We start from the raw sequence: 18,572 nt of genomic DNA on the forward strand, positions 1-18,572 counted from the left end.
CTACGTGCAAAGTGTGGCCGCCGGGCTCGGGTCAGCTGACGTCTTTACGCCATGTCGTGAGCGAACCGGCCACCGCGATCACCACCGCGTAGGCGGCGAGCACGAGTCCGCCCTGCCACCACTCGAGTGGCTCGGTGCCGGTGGACGTGCCGCCGAGCGATGTGAACACACTCGCACCGACGAGTGCGTCGCTCGCTGCGCCGGGAAGGAACTTGCCGACCTCCGCTGTCCAGTCAATGAACGACGTACCGAAACGGAGGATGGGTTCGACAAATTGTGTGAATGCGAGCACAACGACGATCGACGCGACCTGGTTGGGAATGAGTGTTCCGAGTCCGACGCCGATGGTCGCCCACAGCGCCATGGCCAGCACCGCCCTGGCGGCGAGCAGCCACGTCTCCTGATCACCGAGCCCGGTCTCGATTCCGAACGCTCCCAGAATCGGAGCGCCCAGGCCGATGGATGCCACGAGCCCAGCGACACCGTAGAGCGCTCCGGCGACCGCGAGCACAACTGCCTTGGCCCCGAGCACCACTCCGCGTCGCGGCTGTGCGAGGAACGTCGGGGTCACCGTCTGGTAGCGGAACTCGCTCGTCACGGCCAGCGCGCCGAGGATGAGCGGAAACGCGTACCCAACGGCGGTGACCGAACTGTAGACGATCGGGGGAAGGAGGTCGGCGGGCAGCGCCGGCGCTCCCGGTGTTGCCGTCTGATCGCTGATCGCGCCAAAAATCCCGGCGACGAGGGCCGCGGTGAACGCGACATAGACGACAAGAATGAGCAGGAGAATCCACCACAGCCGCACCGAGGTGAGCTTGAGCATTTCGGATCGGAGCGCAGCGATCACGGGGTGACCTCCGAACTCGTCGTGGGCGGCACCGGTGTGGGCTCCGGGTAGCCCGGCGGTGGCGCACCCGCACTCCCCTGCGCCGGATCGGGGGCGGGGGTGACGAGGCTGAGGAAGGCATCCTCGAGTCCGGCCCGCTCCGCGACGAGAAGGTTCAGCGGGATGCCCGCCAGAAGTGCCAGCTTCCCCACCTCTTCGGCTGTCGCCCCGCTCACGACCAGCGCGTCGTCTGTGGGGCGCACGTCGAATCCGGCCACGGCGAGCGCCGCGGCCAGGCCGCGACGATCGGCAGCATCGACGCGCACCGCGCTGTCGCTGTCGAGTGCATCGAGTGAGCCCTGGTAGACGGCGCGTCCGCGCGAAATGATCACAACCTGGTCGACGCTCTGCTGGACTTCGGAGAGCACGTGGGAGGACACGAGCACCGTGCGGCCCTCCGCTGCGCGATCGCGGAGGAAGCCGCGCATCCATCGGATGCCCTCGGGGTCGAGTCCGTTCGTCGGTTCGTCGAGCACGAGCACGCCGGGGTCGCCGAGGAGTGCCGAGGCGAGTCCGAGACGCTGGCGCATTCCCAGGGAGAACCCACCGACGCGGCGGTCCGCGTAGGTCTGCATTCCCGCGAGGGCGAGCACCGCGTCGACACGCGTCGAGGGGATGCCCGCCGCTGCCGCGTAGACGGCGAGGTGTTTGCGAGCCGTGCGGCCGGGGTGGAAGCTCGACGCCTCGAGCGCGGTGCCGACAGTCGCGAGGGGTCGTTCGAGGTCGCGGTACGCGGTACCGCCGAATGTCGCCGAGCCGCTCGTCGGCCGCACGAGACCGAGCAGCATCCTGAGGCTCGTGGTTTTGCCCGCGCCGTTCGGTCCGAGGAACCCCGTGACGACTCCCGGCTCAACGCTGAAGGTGAGATCACTGACCGCGGCCACGGCGCCGAAGGTCTTGGAAAGTCCGGAGAACTCGATCGTTGTTCTATTCGGCATAGAACAACTCTATCGACCTGTCAGGTGAGCCGCCAGTCGACGGGCGAGCCTCCCGCAGCGACCAGGAGTTCGTTGGCTCGCGAGAACGGGCGCGATCCGAAGAATCCTCCGTGAGCAGAAAGAGGGCTCGGATGTGCCGATCGGATGATCGGGGTGTCACCCAGCATGGGCTCGAGGGTCGCGGCATCCCGCCCCCACAGCACAGCGACGAGCGGGCCGCCGCGCGTCACGAGCGCGCGAATCGCCGTCTCCGTCACACGCTCCCAGCCCTTGCCGCGGTGTGATCCTGCGGCCCCCGCCCGCACCGTCAACACACGATTGAGCAACATGACCCCGCCCTGCGCCCACGCGGTCAGATCGCCGTGCTCGGGCGGCTCGATGCCGAGATCGTCTCGGAGCTCCCGATAGATGTTCTGAAGACTCCTCGGCACGGGACGCACGTGCCGGTCAACGGCGAAGGAGAGCCCGATCGGATGCCCGGGTGTCGGGTAGGGGTCTTGCCCGACGATGAGCACCCTGACCTCGCTCAACGGATACGTGAACGCGCGGAGGACGTTTTCGCCGGCAGGAAGGTAACGGCGACCGGCCTCGGTCTCCGCTCGGAGGAAGTCGCCCATCCTCGCAATGTCGTCCGCGACGGGCTCGAGCGCTGCGGCCCAGTCCGGAGTGACGAGCTCGCTGAGCGGCTTCGGTGTCACGGTCAGGCGTCGAGGACGATGCCCGACGCTGCCTCGTCCGCGGTCACCGGCGGGAGCGCCGACCACGGGAACACGATCCACCGATCGGTGCGCCGCCACGTGTAGTCGGGTTCGTGAACGGTGCCGGGCTTCGAGTAGAGGCACACCGTGCGAACCTCGGCACCCGCCGTCTCGAGCAGACCCACGACCATGGCGAGAGTGCGACCCGAGTCGGAGACGTCATCAACCAGAAGCACGCGCTTGCCCACGATCGACGCCTCGTCGAGGAGCGGCGGAAGCATGATCGGCTCTGGTAGGCGCGTGCCGACACCCGTGTAGAACTCGGCGTTGACCGCGCCGCAACTCTTGATCCCCAACGCATAGGCGATGCCACCGGCGAGCAGCAGACCGCCGCGAGCGACCGCGACGACGAGCTCCGGCCGGTAGTCGCTGCGGATGACGTCGGCCGCCAGTTCGCGGGATGCACTCCCGAAGTCGTTCCAGGTCAGGATTTCGCGTGCCTCAGCAGTCATGAGACCACGCTACTGCGGCGCGAGACCTACTAGCATCCGTTCATGTCTGTCGTACGCGGTCGGGCCGGAGCCATCACCTTCGCCCTAGTGGGCTATCTGTTCCTCGTCGAACTCGTGAGCGGAATCCTCCAGGGGTTTTATGTTCCCCTCATCCCCGACCTCGTGGAGCATCTCGGAATCCGCGACGCCGACTTCAACTGGTTCGAGGCGGCACAGTTGCTCCTCAGCGCGATCGTTGTGCCCTTCCTCGCCAAACTCGGCGACATGTATGGCCACAAGAAGATTCTCCTCGTGTCCACGGCGCTCACTGCCGCGGCCACGTGGGCCCTGGCCTTCACGGGTGACTTTACGACATTCCTCATCGCCTGGGCGCTGCAGGGTTTTTACGTCGTGTGGCTGCCGCTCGAGGTTGCGCTCATCTTCGACAGGGGGCGCGCGACCGGTACGGCGGCATCGCAGACGAGACGCGCTGCCGGCTATCTCGTTGTCGCCCTCGAGGCTGGCGCCATCCTTGGCGCCCTCGGCGGCGGTCGCATTTTCGTGGCGCTCGGCGGCGATGTCCAGACCACACTTATGGTCCCCGCCATCGCCGTGACACTCGTCTTTTTCGCCATCGCCTTCGGCGTGCCCGAGTCGACCCCCATCCCCGGTCGGCGCCTCGACTTCGTGGGCTTCGTGGTGCTCACGCTCGGACTTCTCCTCATCACCTCCGGCCTGACCTTCCTGCGCATCAACGGACCCGGCGCGTGGTGGGTCTACCTCCTCATGGCCGCGGGCGTGCTCGTCTTCGTCCCGTGGGGTCGGTTCGAGTTGCGGCAGAAGGACCCCGCCATCGACCTGCGTGTGTTGCGCCAGCCGTCGATGTGGCCGATCCAGCTCACGGCGGGACTCGTCGGCATCAGCATCCTCGGCGCCCAGGCACCCCTGTCGACGTTCGCGGGGACCGACCCGGAGAACGGTTTCGGCCTGGGGCTCGACGCATCCGAAATCTCGTACATCATCGGCGCCTACCTCGTCTCGATGATCATCGGAGCGTTGATCTTCCCGGCACTCTCGCGATGGACGAGTCCGCGTATCGCCCTCATCGTCGCGACGTTTTTTGTCGCCGTGGGCTACCTGCTCTTCCTCCCGAACCACACGACCGTTGTCGGTGTCTTCATCAACATGGCTATCGCGGGTCTCGGTTCGGGCGCCCTCGTCGGGGCACTTCCCGCTGCCGCCGCGGCCGCAGCACCACGCGGCCAAACGGGTGTGGCGACGGGTCTCACCAACACGACAAAAACGATCGGTGGATCGTTCGCGTCTGCCGTGTTCGCCATCGTGCTCACGGCTGGTGCGGCGAGCGCCATCTCGGAGACCGCATCGAGCCTCACGGGCTACCTCACCGTGTTCGCCATCTGCGGCGGTGCCGCCGTTGTCGCGGCCGTTTTGCTTTTCCTCGTGCCGAAGTTGGCCTTCGCCGACGTCGACGTTGACGAGTACGCGGGCTACGTGGACGAACCCGAGAGCTAAGCCTTCGGCGTGAGCGTGCCGCGGACCACCTTGTGCGGCGCCGCCTGAGCGACCGGCTTGATGGTCACGAGGTCCAGATCGACAAAGGGCGGAAGCTCGATGGAGTGCACGATCGCCTCGGCAATGTCCTCCGCGTAGAGCGGGTCCGGCACGTTGTCGTAGACCGCGTCGGCCCGCTGCTGATCGCCGCCGAAACGCACGAGAGAGAACTCCTCGGTCTTGACCATGCCGGGGGCGATCTCGATGACCCTGATCGGCTCCCCGGCGAGCTCGAGCCGCAGAACACCGGTGAGCGCGTGCTCCGCAAACTTCGCAGCGTTGTAACCACCGCCGCCCTCGTAGAGCACGTGTCCAGCAATCGAGGTGACCATCACGATGCTCGCCGTCGAACCTTCCTCGATACCGGCGCGCAGGAGCGGAAGGAGGGCGGATGTGACGCGCTTGGTGCCGACCACATTGACCTCGAACATCCGCAGCCAGTCGTCGGCGTCGCTGTCCTCCACGGAGGCGAAGCCGAACGCACCGCCAGCATTGTTGATGAGGGCGTGAACTCCGCCGGTCGATGCGACGTGATCGCGGAGCGCGTCCACGTCGGACTGGTCGGTGATGTCCGCCACGAACGCTTCGGCTCCGGTCTCTGCGGCGAGCGCCTCCAGTCTGTCCGCCCGTCGCGCCACGGCAACCACGAGCCATCCGTGCTGACGGAGGAGTCGAACCGTCGCGGCCCCGATTCCCGAACTGGCCCCGGTCACTACTGCGCGTCGCTCTCCCATCGCCCCAAAATACCGCGGATAGGCTGGGCCGGATGACCGAGACTTCCACCACGACGTCGGCCCCCGTCACGCGACGTGTGCCGTTCTGGGACAACGCGCGCTTCGCCGCCGTCACCCTCGTCGTTATCGGTCACGGCATTCAACGACTCACGCCGGCCGACGACACGGCACTCGTCGTCTATCTACTGATCTACTCGTTCCACATCCCCGCATTCGCGATCATCAGCGGCTACTTCTCGGCCTCGGGGCCGCCTACGGTTCGCCACATGAAGCGGGTGCTGACCGACCTGATCCTGCCTTACCTGATCATGGAGACGATCTGGACGATCGTGCAGTTTGTCGTGGAGGGTCGGCGGGAGTTCAATCCGACGACCGCCAGTTGGACACTCTGGTTCCTTCTCGCGTTGGCGATCTTCCGACTTGTACTCCCCTACCTCGCTCTGCTCCGGTGGCCACTGCTGTGGTCGGTGGTGCTCTCGATCGGTGTCGGCTACCTACCCAACGTCGACTCGACGTTCTCCCTGTCCCGCGCGATCGGACTCCTGCCGTTTTTTGTCCTCGGCTGGAAACTGAAGGAGTGGGGGCTGGTGGACCGTTGGCGCCTCGCGGAGAGGGTGCCGTGGGCCCTGCGCGCAGCCTCGATCGGGGCGTTCGTGGCGTGGACAGCTGTGCTCATTGTCTTCATCCAGCCATTCCGCGACGCCGATCTGCGCTACTGGATGTTCTACCTCGATCCCTACGTAGACCTCGGCAACTCCGAGTGGTGGGCCGGGCTCCTGCGCCTCGGACTCATCGTGGTTGCCGTCATCCTCAGCGCCGCATTCCTCCTTCTCGTACCGCGATCGGCCTCGTGGATCAGCACACTCGGCCAGGGGACGATGTACGTCTACCTGCTGCATAGCTTTGTGCTGTATCCGGTTCGCGAAAGCGGCATCCTGAGCGGCGACGTCGCGTCGCCGTGGGTTCTCATCGCCGTCATCATCGGATGCATCGGAGTGTCGATCGTTCTCGCCACGGCGCCAGTACGCACGATCTTCCGGCCGCTCATCGAGCCGCGCGCGACCTGGCTCTTCCGCAACGACAAGACGACGTAGACGGCCCTGTTACGCCGCGTGTCACCATCCGTTGACCACCCCGCGGCGCCTACCTAGGCTCGCTGTGCGACGGGCAAGCCGCCGCCCGTCCCCAGGATTCCTAGGAGTACACATGTCTGACTGGAAGTTTGAGACCAAGCAGGTTCACGCCGGGGCCAAAGCCGACCCCACGACGAACGCACGCGCAACCCCGATCTACAAGACGACGTCGTACGTCTTCAACGACACTGCTCACGCGCAGAACCTGTTCGCGCTCGCCGAGTTCGGCAACATCTACACGCGTCTCATGAACCCGACGACCGATGTCGTCGAGCAGCGGGTTGCCGCGCTCGAGGGCGGGACCGCGGCTCTCGCCGTGGCATCCGGCTCGTCCGCCATCACGTACGCGGTTCTGAACATCGCCAGCGCCGGCGACCACATCGTCTCGTCATCGTCGATCTACGGCGGAACGTACAACCTGTTCAAGTACACCCTCGCCAAGCTCGGCATCGAGGTCACCTTCGTCGAGAACCAGGACGACGAGGCAGAGTGGCAGGCCGCCGTACGACCCAACACGAAGCTGTTCTTCGCCGAGACCATCGGAAACCCGAAGATCAACATCCTCGACATCGCCAAGGTCGCGGGTGTCGCGCACGAGAACAACCTCCCGCTCATCGTCGACAACACGATCGCGACCCCGTACCTGATCCGTCCGTTCGAGCACGGCGCAGACATCGTCGTCCACTCGGCCACCAAGTTCCTCGGTGGTCACGGAACGGTCATCGCCGGTGTCATCGTCGACGGCGGAAAGTTCGCCTGGTCGGAGAACGTCGAGAAGTTCCCGGGCCTCACCGAGCCCGACCCCAGCTACCACGGTGCCAGCTACACGGGTGTTCTGGGCGACGCCATCGCATACGTCATCAAGATCCGTGTCCAGCTCCTGCGCGACACGGGTGCTGCCCTCTCCCCCGACAGCGCTTTCGCGCTCATCCAGGGAATCGAGACCCTCAGCCTGCGCATCGAGCGTCACACGCAGAACGCCCAGGAGATCGCGGAGTGGCTCGAGAACCACCCGGATGTCGCGTCCGTCAACTACTCGGGCCTGCCCTCGAGCCCGTGGTACGCCGCCGCAAACAAGTACGCCCCCAAGGGTGTCGGCGCGGTGCTCTCCTTCGAGCTCAAGGGCGGTGTGGACGCCGGTCGCGCCCTCGTTGAAAGTGTCGAGCTGTTCAGCCACCTCGCCAACATCGGCGACGTGCGCAGCCTCATCATCCACCCCGCGTCCACGACGCACTCGCAGCTGACCCCCGAGCAGCAGCTCACCACGGGCGTCACGCCCGGCCTCGTGCGCCTCTCCGTCGGCATCGAGAACGTCGAGGACCTCAAGGCCGACCTCGAGGCCGGATTCGCTGCGGCCCGCAAGGTCGCGGCGGCCAACGCCTCCGCCTAATCCTCCTCACGGCCAGAGCCCCGACGCGTAACATGCGTCGGGGCTCTGGCCGTTTCGGGGATACTTGACTCGACATGGACTGGCAGACCCCCGAGGACACCGTTCCCTCAGCCTTCATTACCGAGGCGAACGCGCGATCTCTCGCAGGCAAGCCTCCGGTGACCGGCGCCTGGCGCGAGGGAGACCCCGCCGGCAACCGGCAGTTCGCCTCCATCGGGGCCATGACGCTCGAGCGGGGCGGCGAGCTTCCCGTCGTCCGTGTCGCGTACGAGACCTTCGGCACGCTCAACGCCGACGGCAGCAATGCGGTCCTCGTGGTGCACGCCCTGACGGGCGACAGTCACCTCGTGGGAGACCCGGGGCCCGGGCATCCGACGGGCGGCTGGTGGAACGGCATGGTCGGGCCGGGCAAAGCGATCGACACCGACAGGTGGTTCGTCGTCGCTCCGAACATGCTCGGCGGCTGCCAGGGCACCACCGGTCCCGCGTCGTTTGCCCCCGACGGACGCGAGTGGGGTTCGCGGTTCCCCTTCGTCACGATCCGTGACCAAGTGGCGGCGCAGGTCGCGTTGTCCGATGCTCTCGGGATCTCGCGGTGGGCCGCCGTCATCGGCGGGTCGATGGGCGGCATGCAAGCCCTCGAGTGGGCGATCGAGCATCCAGAACGCGTCGAGCGACTTGCTTTGCTCGCGGCACCCGCCATCTCCAACGCCGACCAGATCGCCTTGAACTCGGTTCAACTCGAAGCCATCCGTATGGATCCCGCGTTCGCTGGCGGCGACTACTACGACAGCGACGAAGGGCCACATCAGGGGCTCGCCCTCGCCAGGCGCATGGCGCTTCTCAACTACCGCTCCCCGACGGAACTCAACGATCGTTTCGCGCGCAGTTGGCAGAGCGGCCTCAACCCCATGGGTGGCGGCGGCCGGTACGCCGTGGAAAGTTACCTCGACTACCACGGCAATAAGTTCACGCGCCGATTCGATGCCAATAGCTACCTGACCGTTGTCGAGGCGATGAGCTCTCACGACGTTGGGCGTGGGCGAGGCGGCACCGTCGAGGCGCTTCGCCGCGTGACCGCGCGGACTCTCGTCCTCGGCATCGACTCAGACCGACTCTTCCCTGTCAGCGACCAACAACACATCGCGGCACACATATCGGGGAACATCGACGGAACCGAACCCCACGTGATCAGTTCGCCCTTCGGCCACGATGGCTTCCTCATCGAGGACGCGCTCGTGGGCTCTCAACTCAAGAGGCTTTTGCGCTCCTAGACAGGTTTGTACCCCGATGTCGGTGTGCCACCCCCACGTGTGGGGGATCGCTATGCCAGCATGAGCGCAATGGACCTCATCGCCAAGGAGCGCGACCGCCTGCTCCAACGCACCGCACGCGTTTACGGTGTGAGCTTCACCCTGGTCTCCCTCGTGTGTCTCACCCTGCCGGGCAGCGTCGACATCGTCACGTGGATCCTGTGCGCTCCCCTATACGCGGTATTGGGGTTCTGCCAGTTCCGCATCGGCCGCAGCCGCTCCCTCGGATGGGTTGTGCTCGGGATGGGTGCCGGCGTCGGCATCGTCTTCGTCATCACCGGCCTCAGCACGGTTGGGCCCGGGCCCTCCGCGATCTCGGCGGTAGCGCAATTAGCGGCCGGTTCTCTCGCCTCCTTCGCCGTTGTCCTCACGACGGATGCCCTCCGCAGGGTCGTGCTCGGTGCATCCTTCATCGTGGTCAGCGGCTCGACGGCCCTGGCTCTCGCTCCGTACCAGGGTCCTATCAGGACGCTCGCACTCCTGCTCCTGGGGTGGGCGATCGCGACAATCATCGGCGCCTGGGTGAGCGCGGCGGTGCCTCAGGCGGCGAGGAGTATCGCGAGCATCGGTCGCGCACACCGGGCGGAACGCCACGCGAGCGAGACGGAGGCGCAGCGTCGGCAGGGCGCCCGTCTTCTGCACGACACGGTGCTCGCGACGCTCACGCTGCTTGCTCATTCTGGTGTCGGAGTTTCACCGGTCGCCCTCCGCGAGCAGGCTGCCGATGATGCCAGGCTCTTGCGCCAGCTGCGGTTGGGCGCGACGCCTTCTCCCCAGTCCTCGGGGGTGTACCAGCTCGAGTCGACGGAGGACACGGTCCTCGGCACCACGCTCGAGTCGGTGAAGCAACGCTTCGGCCGCATGGGGCTCGAGGTCAGTTGGCACGGCACGGGACAGGTGCTGCTGCCGAGCCACGTGCTCGACGCGTTTTTGTTGGCGCTCGCCGAGTGCCTGGAGAACGTACGACGCCACTCCGGGGTGACCGAAGCACACGTGACGATCACCGATGACGAAACGACCGTTCGCGCGATGATCACCGATTCAGGGGTCGGGTTCGACCTCGACGACGTCGATTCGGCGAGGCTCGGCTTCAAGGAGTCGGTAGTCGGTCGCCTGCGGGAGGTTGGGGGCCGAGCGAGGCTGTTCTCCTCCCCCGGTGCCGGTACGACGGTTGTGCTCGAGGTTCCGAAATGACGATCCTTCCCGAGGAGAACACGCTCGGCGTGGTTGTCGGTCGGGCCGCGCGGCGGCGCGAGGCCGATGCGACTCGACGTGTCATCCGGGCGGCCGCACCGCATCGCTCGAGCCTCGGCACGGGCTTCATCGGCATCGGTGCCACGATCGTGCTTGCCCTCCGTGCCCTGTACGGCCTCGGCTGGTTTATTGGCTTATGGCCGACCTACCCGAACCCCTATCTCGCGCTCGCGGCGTGGCTTGTACTCGCTGTCACTCTCGTCGCGGGCTTCGTGGCCATCCGTGTGCTCGGTGAGTTGCCGACGTGGGCATTTGTGCTCTTCGTGTCTGGCCTCGGGGCTGCGATGTCTCTCGATCTCGCGGCGATCTGGGAACTGCATGACGTCGGACACTACGCGACCGCCGCGGTGACCGCGGTCATGGGCTTGCTCGTCGCACTCACCACTCGCCGGACAGGGGATCTGATAGTCGCGACCGCAACGCTCGGTGCGGGTTTGCTTTCGGCGATGATCGTTGGCACGTCATGGAGCGCCGACACGGCGAGCGCCCAGGTGACGGCACTGGCCTTCGCGGTCTTGCCGTCGGCCATCGGCATCGTGCTCATCTCCGGTTTCCGCCGACTCGTTCAGGTCGAACTGGACAGGGTACTTGTGCAGAGCACCGTGTCCGCGCCGCGGTTCGCGGTCGGGATGCTCGCCTCGGAGGAACTCGCGCGCCTCGACCTCGCCGCTGAGGAACTGCTCGACTCCGTCGCTACCGGCCGGGTGCGTCTGCCTCTCGACCCGAAGTCGGCGTCGGTCGCGGCATCCCTCGCCACCGAGTTGCGACTGCACCTCATCGAGGGCCGACGCGAGACATGGCTCTTCCACGCCATCTCCGAGTCCGATCTGCTCGGCAAGTCCGTCACTCTCGTGGACAGGGGAAGCCTCGCCGGACTGCTCGACCCCGCCCAGCGCGACGGTCTGCTGTCCACCACGTGGCTGCTGGTTGCCGACCATTCGGCGAGGTCGAATTCGCCGCGAACGGTGAAGCTCACCATCGGCCCGGCCACATCATCCGTCGATACACCCTCCGGCAAAATCCGGGTGCCCATCGTCATCACCACGACGGGCGTGCCGCGAAACCGCGTCGACCCGGCGACGTGGGAAGCTATCGGTCGCGTGGGCAACTACAGCGACTCGACAGAAAACCAAAGCCTTCGAGTGGATGTCAACGCACTGGTTGACAATCCCGCCGACCAATAAGAAGACCGCTGAACCAAGGGATGGGGACCTCACGTGACTGACACTGCGATTCGACTCGCGCTCGTCGACGACCACAAGATGCTGCTGGGAGCGCTGACCGAATGGATCCGCAATGCGGCAGCCGACATCGACATGGTTGCTGCCGTGGCGAGTTGGCCGGAGCTCACGATTCACCCGGAGTTTCCCGTCGACGTTGTGCTCCTCGACCTCGATCTCAAAGACAACATTCCTGTCTCCCTCAAGATCAACACACTCAAAACGATGGGTGTGAAGGTTGTGCTCATGAGCACCTACTCTGAGCCGAACGTCGTGCGCGAGGCCCTCGCCGCTGGTGCCCTCGGCTACCTCGTCAAGAGCGAGGATGCCGACATGATCGTCGAGGCCATCCGTGCAGCAGCCAAGGGCGAGCCGTTCGTCTCAGCCGAACTCGACCTCGCGCTCAGCGCTGGGGAGGTCGGCGGGGCCCCCAAACTGAGCGCGCAGGAACGCCGTGTCATGGCTCTCTACGGTGGCGGCGAACCGGTCAAGGCGGTCGCGTACCAGTTGAGCATCTCCGAGGAGACCGCCAAGTCCTACCTCAAGCGCATTCGTGAGAAGTACCGTGTCGCCGGTATCGACGTCGGAACGAAGGTCGCCCTACGTAAGCGGGCGATCGAGGACGGCATCCTCCTCGAGGGCGACACCCCGCGCCAGTTCTGATCGAGCCGCTCGGCGCTCGACCAGAACACTCGTGACGGCGAGGGCGACTCCCGGCACAACGAGGATGAGCCCAACCCACGTTGGCGAGAGGTAGCCGAACCCTGCGGCGATGGTGACACCACCGAGGTAGGCCCCGAGACTGTTGCCGATGTTGAGGGAGGCGTGGTTGATGGCAGCGGCGAGCGACTGGCCGTCGCCCGCGACATCCATGAGCCTCGTCTGAATCGCGGGCGAGAGTGCGGAGGCCGCAACACCCACGAGAAACGCGAAGAAAAACAGCCCGACCGGCGAACTTGCGGTGAGTGCGAGACCCGCGAGAGAGACTCCGAGAGCGGCGAAGCAGACAAAGAGCGTGCGGATGACGCTGCTGTCGGCACCGCGGCCACCGAGGAAGTTGCCGATCGTCATGCCGATGCCGATCGCCACCAACACCCACGGAACCACAGTCGCGTCGAGTCCCGCGACGGATGTGACGACCGGAGCGATGTACGTGTAGACCGCGAAGAACCCGCCGAAGCCAATCGAGCCGACGAGAAGGGCAAGCCATACCTGGGGACGCCGGAAGATCGTGAGTTCACGGCGGACCGTCGCTGCCGGATCCCCCGGCTGAAGGGGAACGGCGAGAAGTACCGCGAGGAACGTCGCCGCGAAGACCGCTGCGACCACGAGGTAGGCGATACGCCAGCCGGCGACCTGCCCGAGGTAGGTGATCGTCGGTACACCGATGACGTTGGCGATGGTAAGCCCCGAGAGGACGAGGGCCACTCCCCTACCCCGCTTGCCGGGACCCATGAGGGAGGCAGCGACGAGCGCCGCGATGCCGAAGTAGGCCCCGTGAGGAAGGGCCGCGAGGAACCGGGCAGCGAGCACAAGTTCGAAGGTCGGCAGAACGGCCGCCGCCAGTGTTCCGAGCGTGAAGAGAGCCACACAGCCGAGTAGGAGTTGTTTGCGCGGCAGTCGCGCAGCGAGGGCGGCGATCGTCGGTGCGCCGACCACAACACCGAGGGCGTAGGCGGAGATCAACCAGCCCGCTTGCGCGTTGGCCCGCTCGTGCGACACCGACCAGATGTCGGGGAGGAGGTCGGCGGCGAGGTCGGGCAACAAACCCATCGCAACGAACTCGGTGAGTCCGATGCCGAATCCACCCAGGGCAAGGGCGAGGAGGGCGAGACGAACGCGGGTGGGACTCAATGACATGCAGGGGCCGATCGGGGGTAGGGGCAGAGACCGCTCCCCGTCGAGCTAGCCAAGTCTACGACTCGAGAACGAGCCGATCAGTCGAGCTGGGCCTCACGCTCGAGGGCCTGCTCGAGACGCTCCACCTTGCCGATGAGCTCCCCCGTGTGACCGGGTCGAATGTCGGCTTTCAGTACGAGTGAGACGCGTGTGCCGAACGCGCCGACGGCATCCGTCGCGTCCTTGATGACGGCGAACACTTCGTCCCATTCGCCCTCGATCGTTGTGAACATGGCGTCCGTGTGATTGGGCAACCCGGATGCCCGCACCACGGCCACCGCGGCGGCAACGGCGTCGTGTACCGAATCACCTCCGCCGGCTCCACCGCTCGGTGCTACCGAGAACGCTACGAGCATGATTACTCCTTGTCTGCGAGCACCACGCCCGCGAGGGTCGAGGGTCGCTGCAGTGCGACCTCCGTGCTGGTACGGGCTTCTCGTGTGGACGTGACGATCGCGTGGATCGCCCAACCGAGCACCACAAAGTAGAGGACGTTTCGTGCGGTGATGACCGAAAGCATGGGCACGTCGAGTGCGAGAAGCCAGCCGTAGAAGTACGGGTAAATCAGTTGGGTGAGCGCCGCGATGATGACGGCCAGAGTGGCGGGGACTGCGAAGGACCGACCAATGCCGGAGGCGTGGGCGACGAGCCCAACGATGATCGGCACGGCGAACCACGCGACGAACTGGGGTGAACCGACCTTATTGAAGGCGATGAGCGCCGTCACGAGGGCGAGGGATCCGGGCGCGAGCAGGTCACTCGGGTGTGCGCCCGCCCTCACGGCTCGAATCATAAGCAGCGCGACAATCGCGACGGCTACGGCCATGAGGGGCGTCATGATGGCGGCAGCGGCACTCGAGCCCGGGCCGAGTACCTGGAAGGTGAGGATGTCGTCGTCGTAGTACACGAGGCTTCCTGGTACCTCGGCCCTGGCCATCCACATCCAGATTGTGCTCACGGGCGCCTCCACCTGCAGACCCCGCCCGGTCTGCTCGGTGACGAAGCTCAGGACGCTGCCGCCCCCACCGAGGGCGATCGCGCCGAGCAACACGACAAGTGTCACGAGGACCGCGCCCAACACCACGCGCGCCCGCTCGCGCAGCGCGATGACACACGCCAGAACGAGGGCCGCCGGCCACACCTTGATCCAGGCCGCGACCGCGAGGAGCGCTCCGCCCAGCAGGGGCCTGGCGACAACGACCAACATCGCGACGATGGCGACAGGCACCGTTATCGAGTCGATACGACCCACCGCGATCGGACCGAGGCACAGGAGGAAGGCAATCCACCACCACGCGGCGACGCTGCGGTCACGACGGCGACCCCACCCGATGAGCACACCGAAGGCGACGGCATTGAGGATGCCGACGATCCACAACCACGTCACCGCGTACAGATCGAAGCCGAGCGCTGTCGCACCGATCATCGGCAAAATCGCGAGGATCGGGTACACCCACACCGAATCGATCCCGACCCAGAACCCGTTCTGGAACGCCTGCTCCATCCAGAACTTGTACACGAGCGTGACGTCGCCGAGCGGCAAACCCCACGCGGTCAGGCCGATGAACGCGAGCAGAACGTTGGTGCCGACGAAGGCAACCGCGAGAACGATGGGGTGTGTGACGAAGGCCCGGATGCCCGTGGCCCTGGACAACTCGGGCGCGGCATCCGTCATGTGAGCCAAGCGTAATCGGTAACAAATCGACCGATGACCGGGCACCACTGCGGTGTGCGGGAAGATGGGAAGCACAGCATCCCTGACCCAGCACCCAGAAGGAGACCCGATGTCACTGAATCCTGCGTCACGCATCATCGCCGGTGTCGGAGCCGCCGCCCTTGCCGCCAGCCTCGTCGCCTGCGCCCCGGCCGCCGCACCGAGCGAGTACGTCACCGAAGGCAAGCTGACCATCGGCACCGGTGAGCCCGCCTACTTCCCGTGGGTGCTGGAGGATGCCCCCGAGTCGGGTGAAGGATTCGAGGCCGCCGTCGGCTACGCCGTCGCCGAAGAGCTCGGCTTTGCGGCCGAGGACGTCGTGTGGGTGCGCACCACCTTCGACGAGGCGATCGCTCCCGGCCCCAAGAACTTCGACTTCAACCTGCAGCAGTTCTCCATCACGGAGGAGCGCGCCGAGAACGTCGACTTCTCCTCGCCGTACTACGAGACCACGCAGGCGATCATCACGGTCGCCGGTTCCCCCGCAGCCGACGCCACCTCGGTCGCCGACCTGGGGGATCTCCTCATCGGCGCGGCGACGGGCACCACGAGTTTCGCTGCCATCGAGCAGCAGATCGCTCCCACCGCGGGCGCGCAGGCCTTCAATACCAACGATGACGCCAAGCTCGCGCTCGAGAGCGGACAGGTCGACGCGATCGTCGTCGACCTGCCGACCGCCTTCTACCTCACGGGTGTGGAACTGACGGACGGCGTGATCGTCGGACAACTCCCGCTCGAGGATGGCACGGGCGACCTGTTCGGTCTCGTGCTCCCCAAGGACAGCCCGCTCACCGAGCGTGTGAGCGCCGCCGTCGATGCCCTGCGCGACTCCGGTGCACTGGCCGACCTCGAGTCTGAGTGGCTCTCGGAGTCGGTGTCGGTGCCCGTGCTGCAATAGCTTTTCGTAGGTGACCAACGACGAGGCCCGTGCGCCCAGCCCGATTGAGCTGGAGCGCCGGGCCTTTCGTCGTCGGCAGAGCATCCGCTCGGTGCTGATCAGCGCGATCTCGACGATCGTGCTCGCCGTTGTTCTATGGCTCACCGTCATCAACACCCCAGGCTGGGCTCAGGTGCAGCGCACCTTCTTCGACCCTGAGGTGTTTGTCGCCTCGATCCCTCGCGTGTGGGATGGCTTTCTGCTGAACCTGAGGGTGCTGTTTTTCGCCGTCATCGGTGTACTCATCGTGAGCCTCCTGTTGGCGGTGCTGCGCACCCTCCGCGGACCGGTGTTCTTCCCGCTCCGCGCCCTGGCATCGGGATACACCGACCTCTTCCGCGGGATTCCGCTCATCATCGTCCTCTACCTCGTGGGTTACGGGATCCCCGGTCTGCAAGGGCCTACGGGAGCACGCATCCCCGCGGCCGTGCTCGGTACCATCGCGCTCATCCTCGTGTACTCGGCTTACGTGTCCGAGGTGTTCCGCGCGGGTATCGAGGCCGTGCATCCGTCTCAACGCCTTGCGGCACGCTCCCTCGGTCTCAGCCACGGCAAGACGCTCCGCCTCGTTGTGCTTCCGCAAGCGGTGCGCAAAGTGACACCCGCGCTCATGAACGATTTCATCGCCATGCAGAAAGACGTGGGGCTCATCTCCGTGCTGGGAGCGGTGGATGCCGTCCGCGCTGCCCAGATCCAGGTGGCGCAGTACTACAACTTCACGCCCTACGTGGTGGCGGGCCTACTTTTTGTTGTTCTCGCCCTGCCCCTCATCCGGCTGACCGACTGGTACTCCGCGAGGCTCCGTGCCCGCGAGCAGGTGGGGAGCATCGTATGAGCACGGATGCCGTGCTCTCCCTCAGGGGGATCCACAAGTCCTTCGGCGACCGAACCGTGCTCCGCGGTATCGACCTCGACATCGCCGCGCACGAAGTTGTCGCCCTCATCGGTGCGAGCGGATCCGGCAAGTCGACGCTCCTGCGCACCGTCAACCTCCTCGAGCGGATCGACGACGGGCAGATCTTTCTCCGCGGCCAGGACATCAGCGATCCGCGTGTCGCGGTCGATACCGTGCGCGCCCGCATCGGGGTTGTCTTTCAGCACTACAACCTGTTTCCGCACCTCTCCGTTCTCGACAATGTGACACTCGCCTCGCGGCACGTCTTCGGCACCTCCCGGTCGGCCGCCGAGAAACGCGGGCGCGAACTCCTGGCACGCATCGGCCTCGCCGACCAGGCGGACTCCTTCCCCGATCGGCTCTCCGGGGGGCAACAGCAGAGGGCCGCCATTGTGCGTGCGATCGCGACCTCCCCCGAGCTCCTCCTCCTCGACGAGATCACGAGCGCGCTCGACCCCGAACTGGTCGCCGAAGTACTCGACCTCGTGCGCGAACTCGGCGACGAAGGCACGACCATCCTCATGGCCACACACGAGATGGCCTTCGCGCGGGACGTCGCCGACCGGGTCGTGTTCCTTGACCAGGGCCTCATCGTCGAAGAGGGAAGCGCCGAACAGGTTTTCAGCTCACCACGCAACCCACGAACGAGAGAGTTTCTGTCGCGCTTCCTGACGTGAGCCTGCCGCGCTACTGGCGCACCAGGTCGGCGACCACACTCGGCAGCTGAGCGCACAGATCGAGGATCGTGAGTGGGCCGCCGGCGCTCGCGCGCGCGGCGGCGTGACCGTGGATGAGTGCAGCGGTCGCCGCGAGCCGGGCGGGGAGTTGCTCGTCGGCTGCGGCATCCGTCGACCGCGTCGCGAGGAGAGCTCCGAGCACACCCCCGAGCGCGTCACCCGCGCCCGCGGTCGCGAGCCAGGCAGGGGCGCCCGTGACGGAAAGGGCGATACCGGGGCCCGCGACGTACGTTGTTGTGCCCTTCAGGAGCACCGTTGCGCCCAGCTCATCGGATGCCCGGCGAGCCCACGACGCGGGCGCGAGAGCAACCTCCCCGGGGTCGGTATCGAGGAGCCGCGCGAGTTCGCGGAAGTGCGGCGTGAGCACAACCGGGGAGGTCGCGTGCCGCACGAGATCGAGAGCCCCGCCGTCGAGCACCGAGGGAACACCCTCGTCGAGCGCGGCGATGAGGGGGGCATCCTCGCGGTGGTCGGCATCCATGCCCGAACCGATGAGCCACGCCTGCACGCGACCCGGAGCGGTCACGGCCTCTGGCCTGCGCTGGAGCACGAGGTCAGAGGGGCGCGCGGGGCCGACGTAGCGGACCATCCCGACGCCCGTGCGAAGTGCGGCCTCCACCCCCAGGACGGCGGCGCCCGGGTACCGATCGGATCCCGTGCGGATGCCGAGAACCCCGCGGCTGTACTTGTCATCCTCGGGGCGGGGCACGGCGATGACCGATGCTGCATCCGCGCTCGTCCATGCCGTGAAGTCGGTCACC

The 18,572-nt window shown here is 66.3% G+C and carries 19 protein-coding genes; 10 read left to right on the plus strand and 9 right to left on the minus strand.

From position 1 onward, the window contains the following. Positions 1–31 precede the first annotated feature (31 nt). Genes LH407_RS02495 through LH407_RS02510 form a run of 4 tightly spaced genes read right to left on the minus strand, consistent with a single transcriptional unit; the run spans position 32 to position 3,034 of the window. Positions 32–847 carry an ABC transporter permease gene (locus LH407_RS02495; protein ID WP_322132869.1) on the minus strand — a complete coding sequence of 272 codons (816 nt, stop codon included), beginning with the start codon at positions 845–847 and terminating at the stop codon, positions 32–34. After that, positions 844–1,824: an ABC transporter ATP-binding protein gene (locus LH407_RS02500; RefSeq protein ID WP_322132868.1), complete on the minus strand. Its 981-nt coding sequence runs from the start codon at positions 1,822–1,824 to the stop codon at positions 844–846. The genes LH407_RS02495 and LH407_RS02500 overlap by 4 nt, the downstream gene beginning before the upstream one ends. Before the next feature lie 20 nt (positions 1,825–1,844). Beyond that, complete coding sequence (locus tag LH407_RS02505) at positions 1,845–2,522, minus strand: uracil-DNA glycosylase (protein WP_322132867.1); 678 nt, start codon at positions 2,520–2,522, stop codon at positions 1,845–1,847. Between the two features lie 2 nt (positions 2,523–2,524). Then, positions 2,525–3,034, minus strand: coding sequence for a phosphoribosyltransferase (locus tag LH407_RS02510; protein ID WP_322132866.1), 510 nt, complete (start codon positions 3,032–3,034; stop codon positions 2,525–2,527). A 42-nt stretch (positions 3,035–3,076) separates the two neighbouring features. Between LH407_RS02510 and LH407_RS02515 the strand changes: the two genes are divergently transcribed. Next, entirely contained in the window at positions 3,077–4,546 is a 1,470-nt protein-coding gene (locus LH407_RS02515) for an MFS transporter (RefSeq protein WP_322132865.1), read from the plus strand. Here the strand turns inward: LH407_RS02515 and LH407_RS02520 are convergent. Beyond that, on the minus strand, positions 4,543–5,319 hold the full coding sequence (locus LH407_RS02520) for an SDR family oxidoreductase (RefSeq protein WP_322132864.1): 777 nt from the start codon (positions 5,317–5,319) through the stop codon (positions 4,543–4,545). The two genes, LH407_RS02515 and LH407_RS02520, sit on opposite strands and share 4 nt — an antisense overlap. Positions 5,320–5,351: 32 nt before the next feature. On the opposite strand from LH407_RS02520, the gene LH407_RS02525 reads away from it, so the two are divergent. The 6 genes from LH407_RS02525 (at position 5,352) to LH407_RS02550 (ending at position 12,292) form a co-directional block, all read left to right on the plus strand. Beyond that, positions 5,352–6,413 (plus strand): acyltransferase family protein, encoded by a 1,062-nt coding sequence (locus LH407_RS02525; RefSeq protein WP_322132863.1) that lies wholly within the window; start codon positions 5,352–5,354, stop codon positions 6,411–6,413. 112 nt (positions 6,414–6,525) lie between these two features. Next, positions 6,526–7,842 (plus strand): bifunctional o-acetylhomoserine/o-acetylserine sulfhydrylase, encoded by a 1,317-nt coding sequence (locus tag LH407_RS02530; protein WP_322132862.1) that lies wholly within the window; start codon positions 6,526–6,528, stop codon positions 7,840–7,842. A gap of 74 nt (positions 7,843–7,916) precedes the next feature. Continuing rightward, positions 7,917–9,116, plus strand: coding sequence for a homoserine O-acetyltransferase MetX (gene metX, locus LH407_RS02535; protein ID WP_322132861.1), 1,200 nt, complete (start codon positions 7,917–7,919; stop codon positions 9,114–9,116). A gap of 60 nt (positions 9,117–9,176) precedes the next feature. Further along, positions 9,177–10,349 carry a sensor histidine kinase gene (locus tag LH407_RS02540; protein WP_407650613.1) on the plus strand — a complete coding sequence of 391 codons (1,173 nt, stop codon included), beginning with the start codon at positions 9,177–9,179 and terminating at the stop codon, positions 10,347–10,349. Then, positions 10,346–11,593: a hypothetical protein gene (locus LH407_RS02545; protein WP_322132860.1), complete on the plus strand. Its 1,248-nt coding sequence runs from the start codon at positions 10,346–10,348 to the stop codon at positions 11,591–11,593. The genes LH407_RS02540 and LH407_RS02545 overlap by 4 nt, the downstream gene beginning before the upstream one ends. A gap of 33 nt (positions 11,594–11,626) precedes the next feature. Then, positions 11,627–12,292 (plus strand): response regulator transcription factor, encoded by a 666-nt coding sequence (locus LH407_RS02550; protein WP_322132859.1) that lies wholly within the window; start codon positions 11,627–11,629, stop codon positions 12,290–12,292. On the opposite strand, the gene LH407_RS02555 is transcribed toward LH407_RS02550, so the two are convergent. The 3 genes from LH407_RS02555 to LH407_RS02565 form a co-directional block, all read right to left on the minus strand. Beyond that, the gene (locus LH407_RS02555) at positions 12,230–13,489 is read right to left on the minus strand and encodes an MFS transporter (RefSeq protein ID WP_322132858.1); all 1,260 of its coding nucleotides are present in this window, start codon (positions 13,487–13,489) and stop codon (positions 12,230–12,232) included. The genes LH407_RS02550 and LH407_RS02555 overlap by 63 nt on opposite strands. A gap of 77 nt (positions 13,490–13,566) precedes the next feature. Further along, a complete protein-coding gene (locus LH407_RS02560; protein ID WP_322132857.1) occupies positions 13,567–13,884 on the minus strand; it encodes a thiamine-binding protein in 318 nt (105 codons plus the stop codon). A gap of 2 nt (positions 13,885–13,886) precedes the next feature. Next, on the minus strand, positions 13,887–15,203 hold the full coding sequence (locus LH407_RS02565; protein WP_322132856.1) for a glycosyltransferase 87 family protein: 1,317 nt from the start codon (positions 15,201–15,203) through the stop codon (positions 13,887–13,889). A 109-nt stretch (positions 15,204–15,312) separates the two neighbouring features. Between LH407_RS02565 and LH407_RS02570 the strand changes: the two genes are divergently transcribed. Genes LH407_RS02570 through LH407_RS02580 form a run of 3 tightly spaced genes read left to right on the plus strand, consistent with a single transcriptional unit; the run spans position 15,313 to position 17,751 of the window. Then, positions 15,313–16,140 carry an ABC transporter substrate-binding protein gene (locus tag LH407_RS02570; protein WP_322132855.1) on the plus strand — a complete coding sequence of 276 codons (828 nt, stop codon included), beginning with the start codon at positions 15,313–15,315 and terminating at the stop codon, positions 16,138–16,140. Between the two features lie 10 nt (positions 16,141–16,150). Continuing rightward, positions 16,151–17,014, plus strand: a complete 864-nt coding sequence (locus LH407_RS02575) for an amino acid ABC transporter permease (RefSeq protein WP_322132854.1) — start codon at positions 16,151–16,153, stop codon at positions 17,012–17,014. Beyond that, a complete protein-coding gene (locus tag LH407_RS02580; RefSeq protein WP_322132853.1) occupies positions 17,011–17,751 on the plus strand; it encodes an amino acid ABC transporter ATP-binding protein in 741 nt (246 codons plus the stop codon). The genes LH407_RS02575 and LH407_RS02580 overlap by 4 nt, the downstream gene beginning before the upstream one ends. Before the next feature lie 10 nt (positions 17,752–17,761). Here the strand turns inward: LH407_RS02580 and LH407_RS02585 are convergent, their stop codons facing one another. Beyond that, complete coding sequence (locus tag LH407_RS02585) at positions 17,762–18,571, minus strand: ADP-dependent NAD(P)H-hydrate dehydratase (protein WP_322132852.1); 810 nt, start codon at positions 18,569–18,571, stop codon at positions 17,762–17,764. Position 18,572: the final 1 nt, after the last annotated feature.

Source organism: Antiquaquibacter oligotrophicus (assembly GCF_020535405.1).
In the GTDB taxonomy this organism is placed as follows: domain Bacteria; phylum Actinomycetota; class Actinomycetes; order Actinomycetales; family Microbacteriaceae; genus Rhodoglobus; species Rhodoglobus oligotrophicus.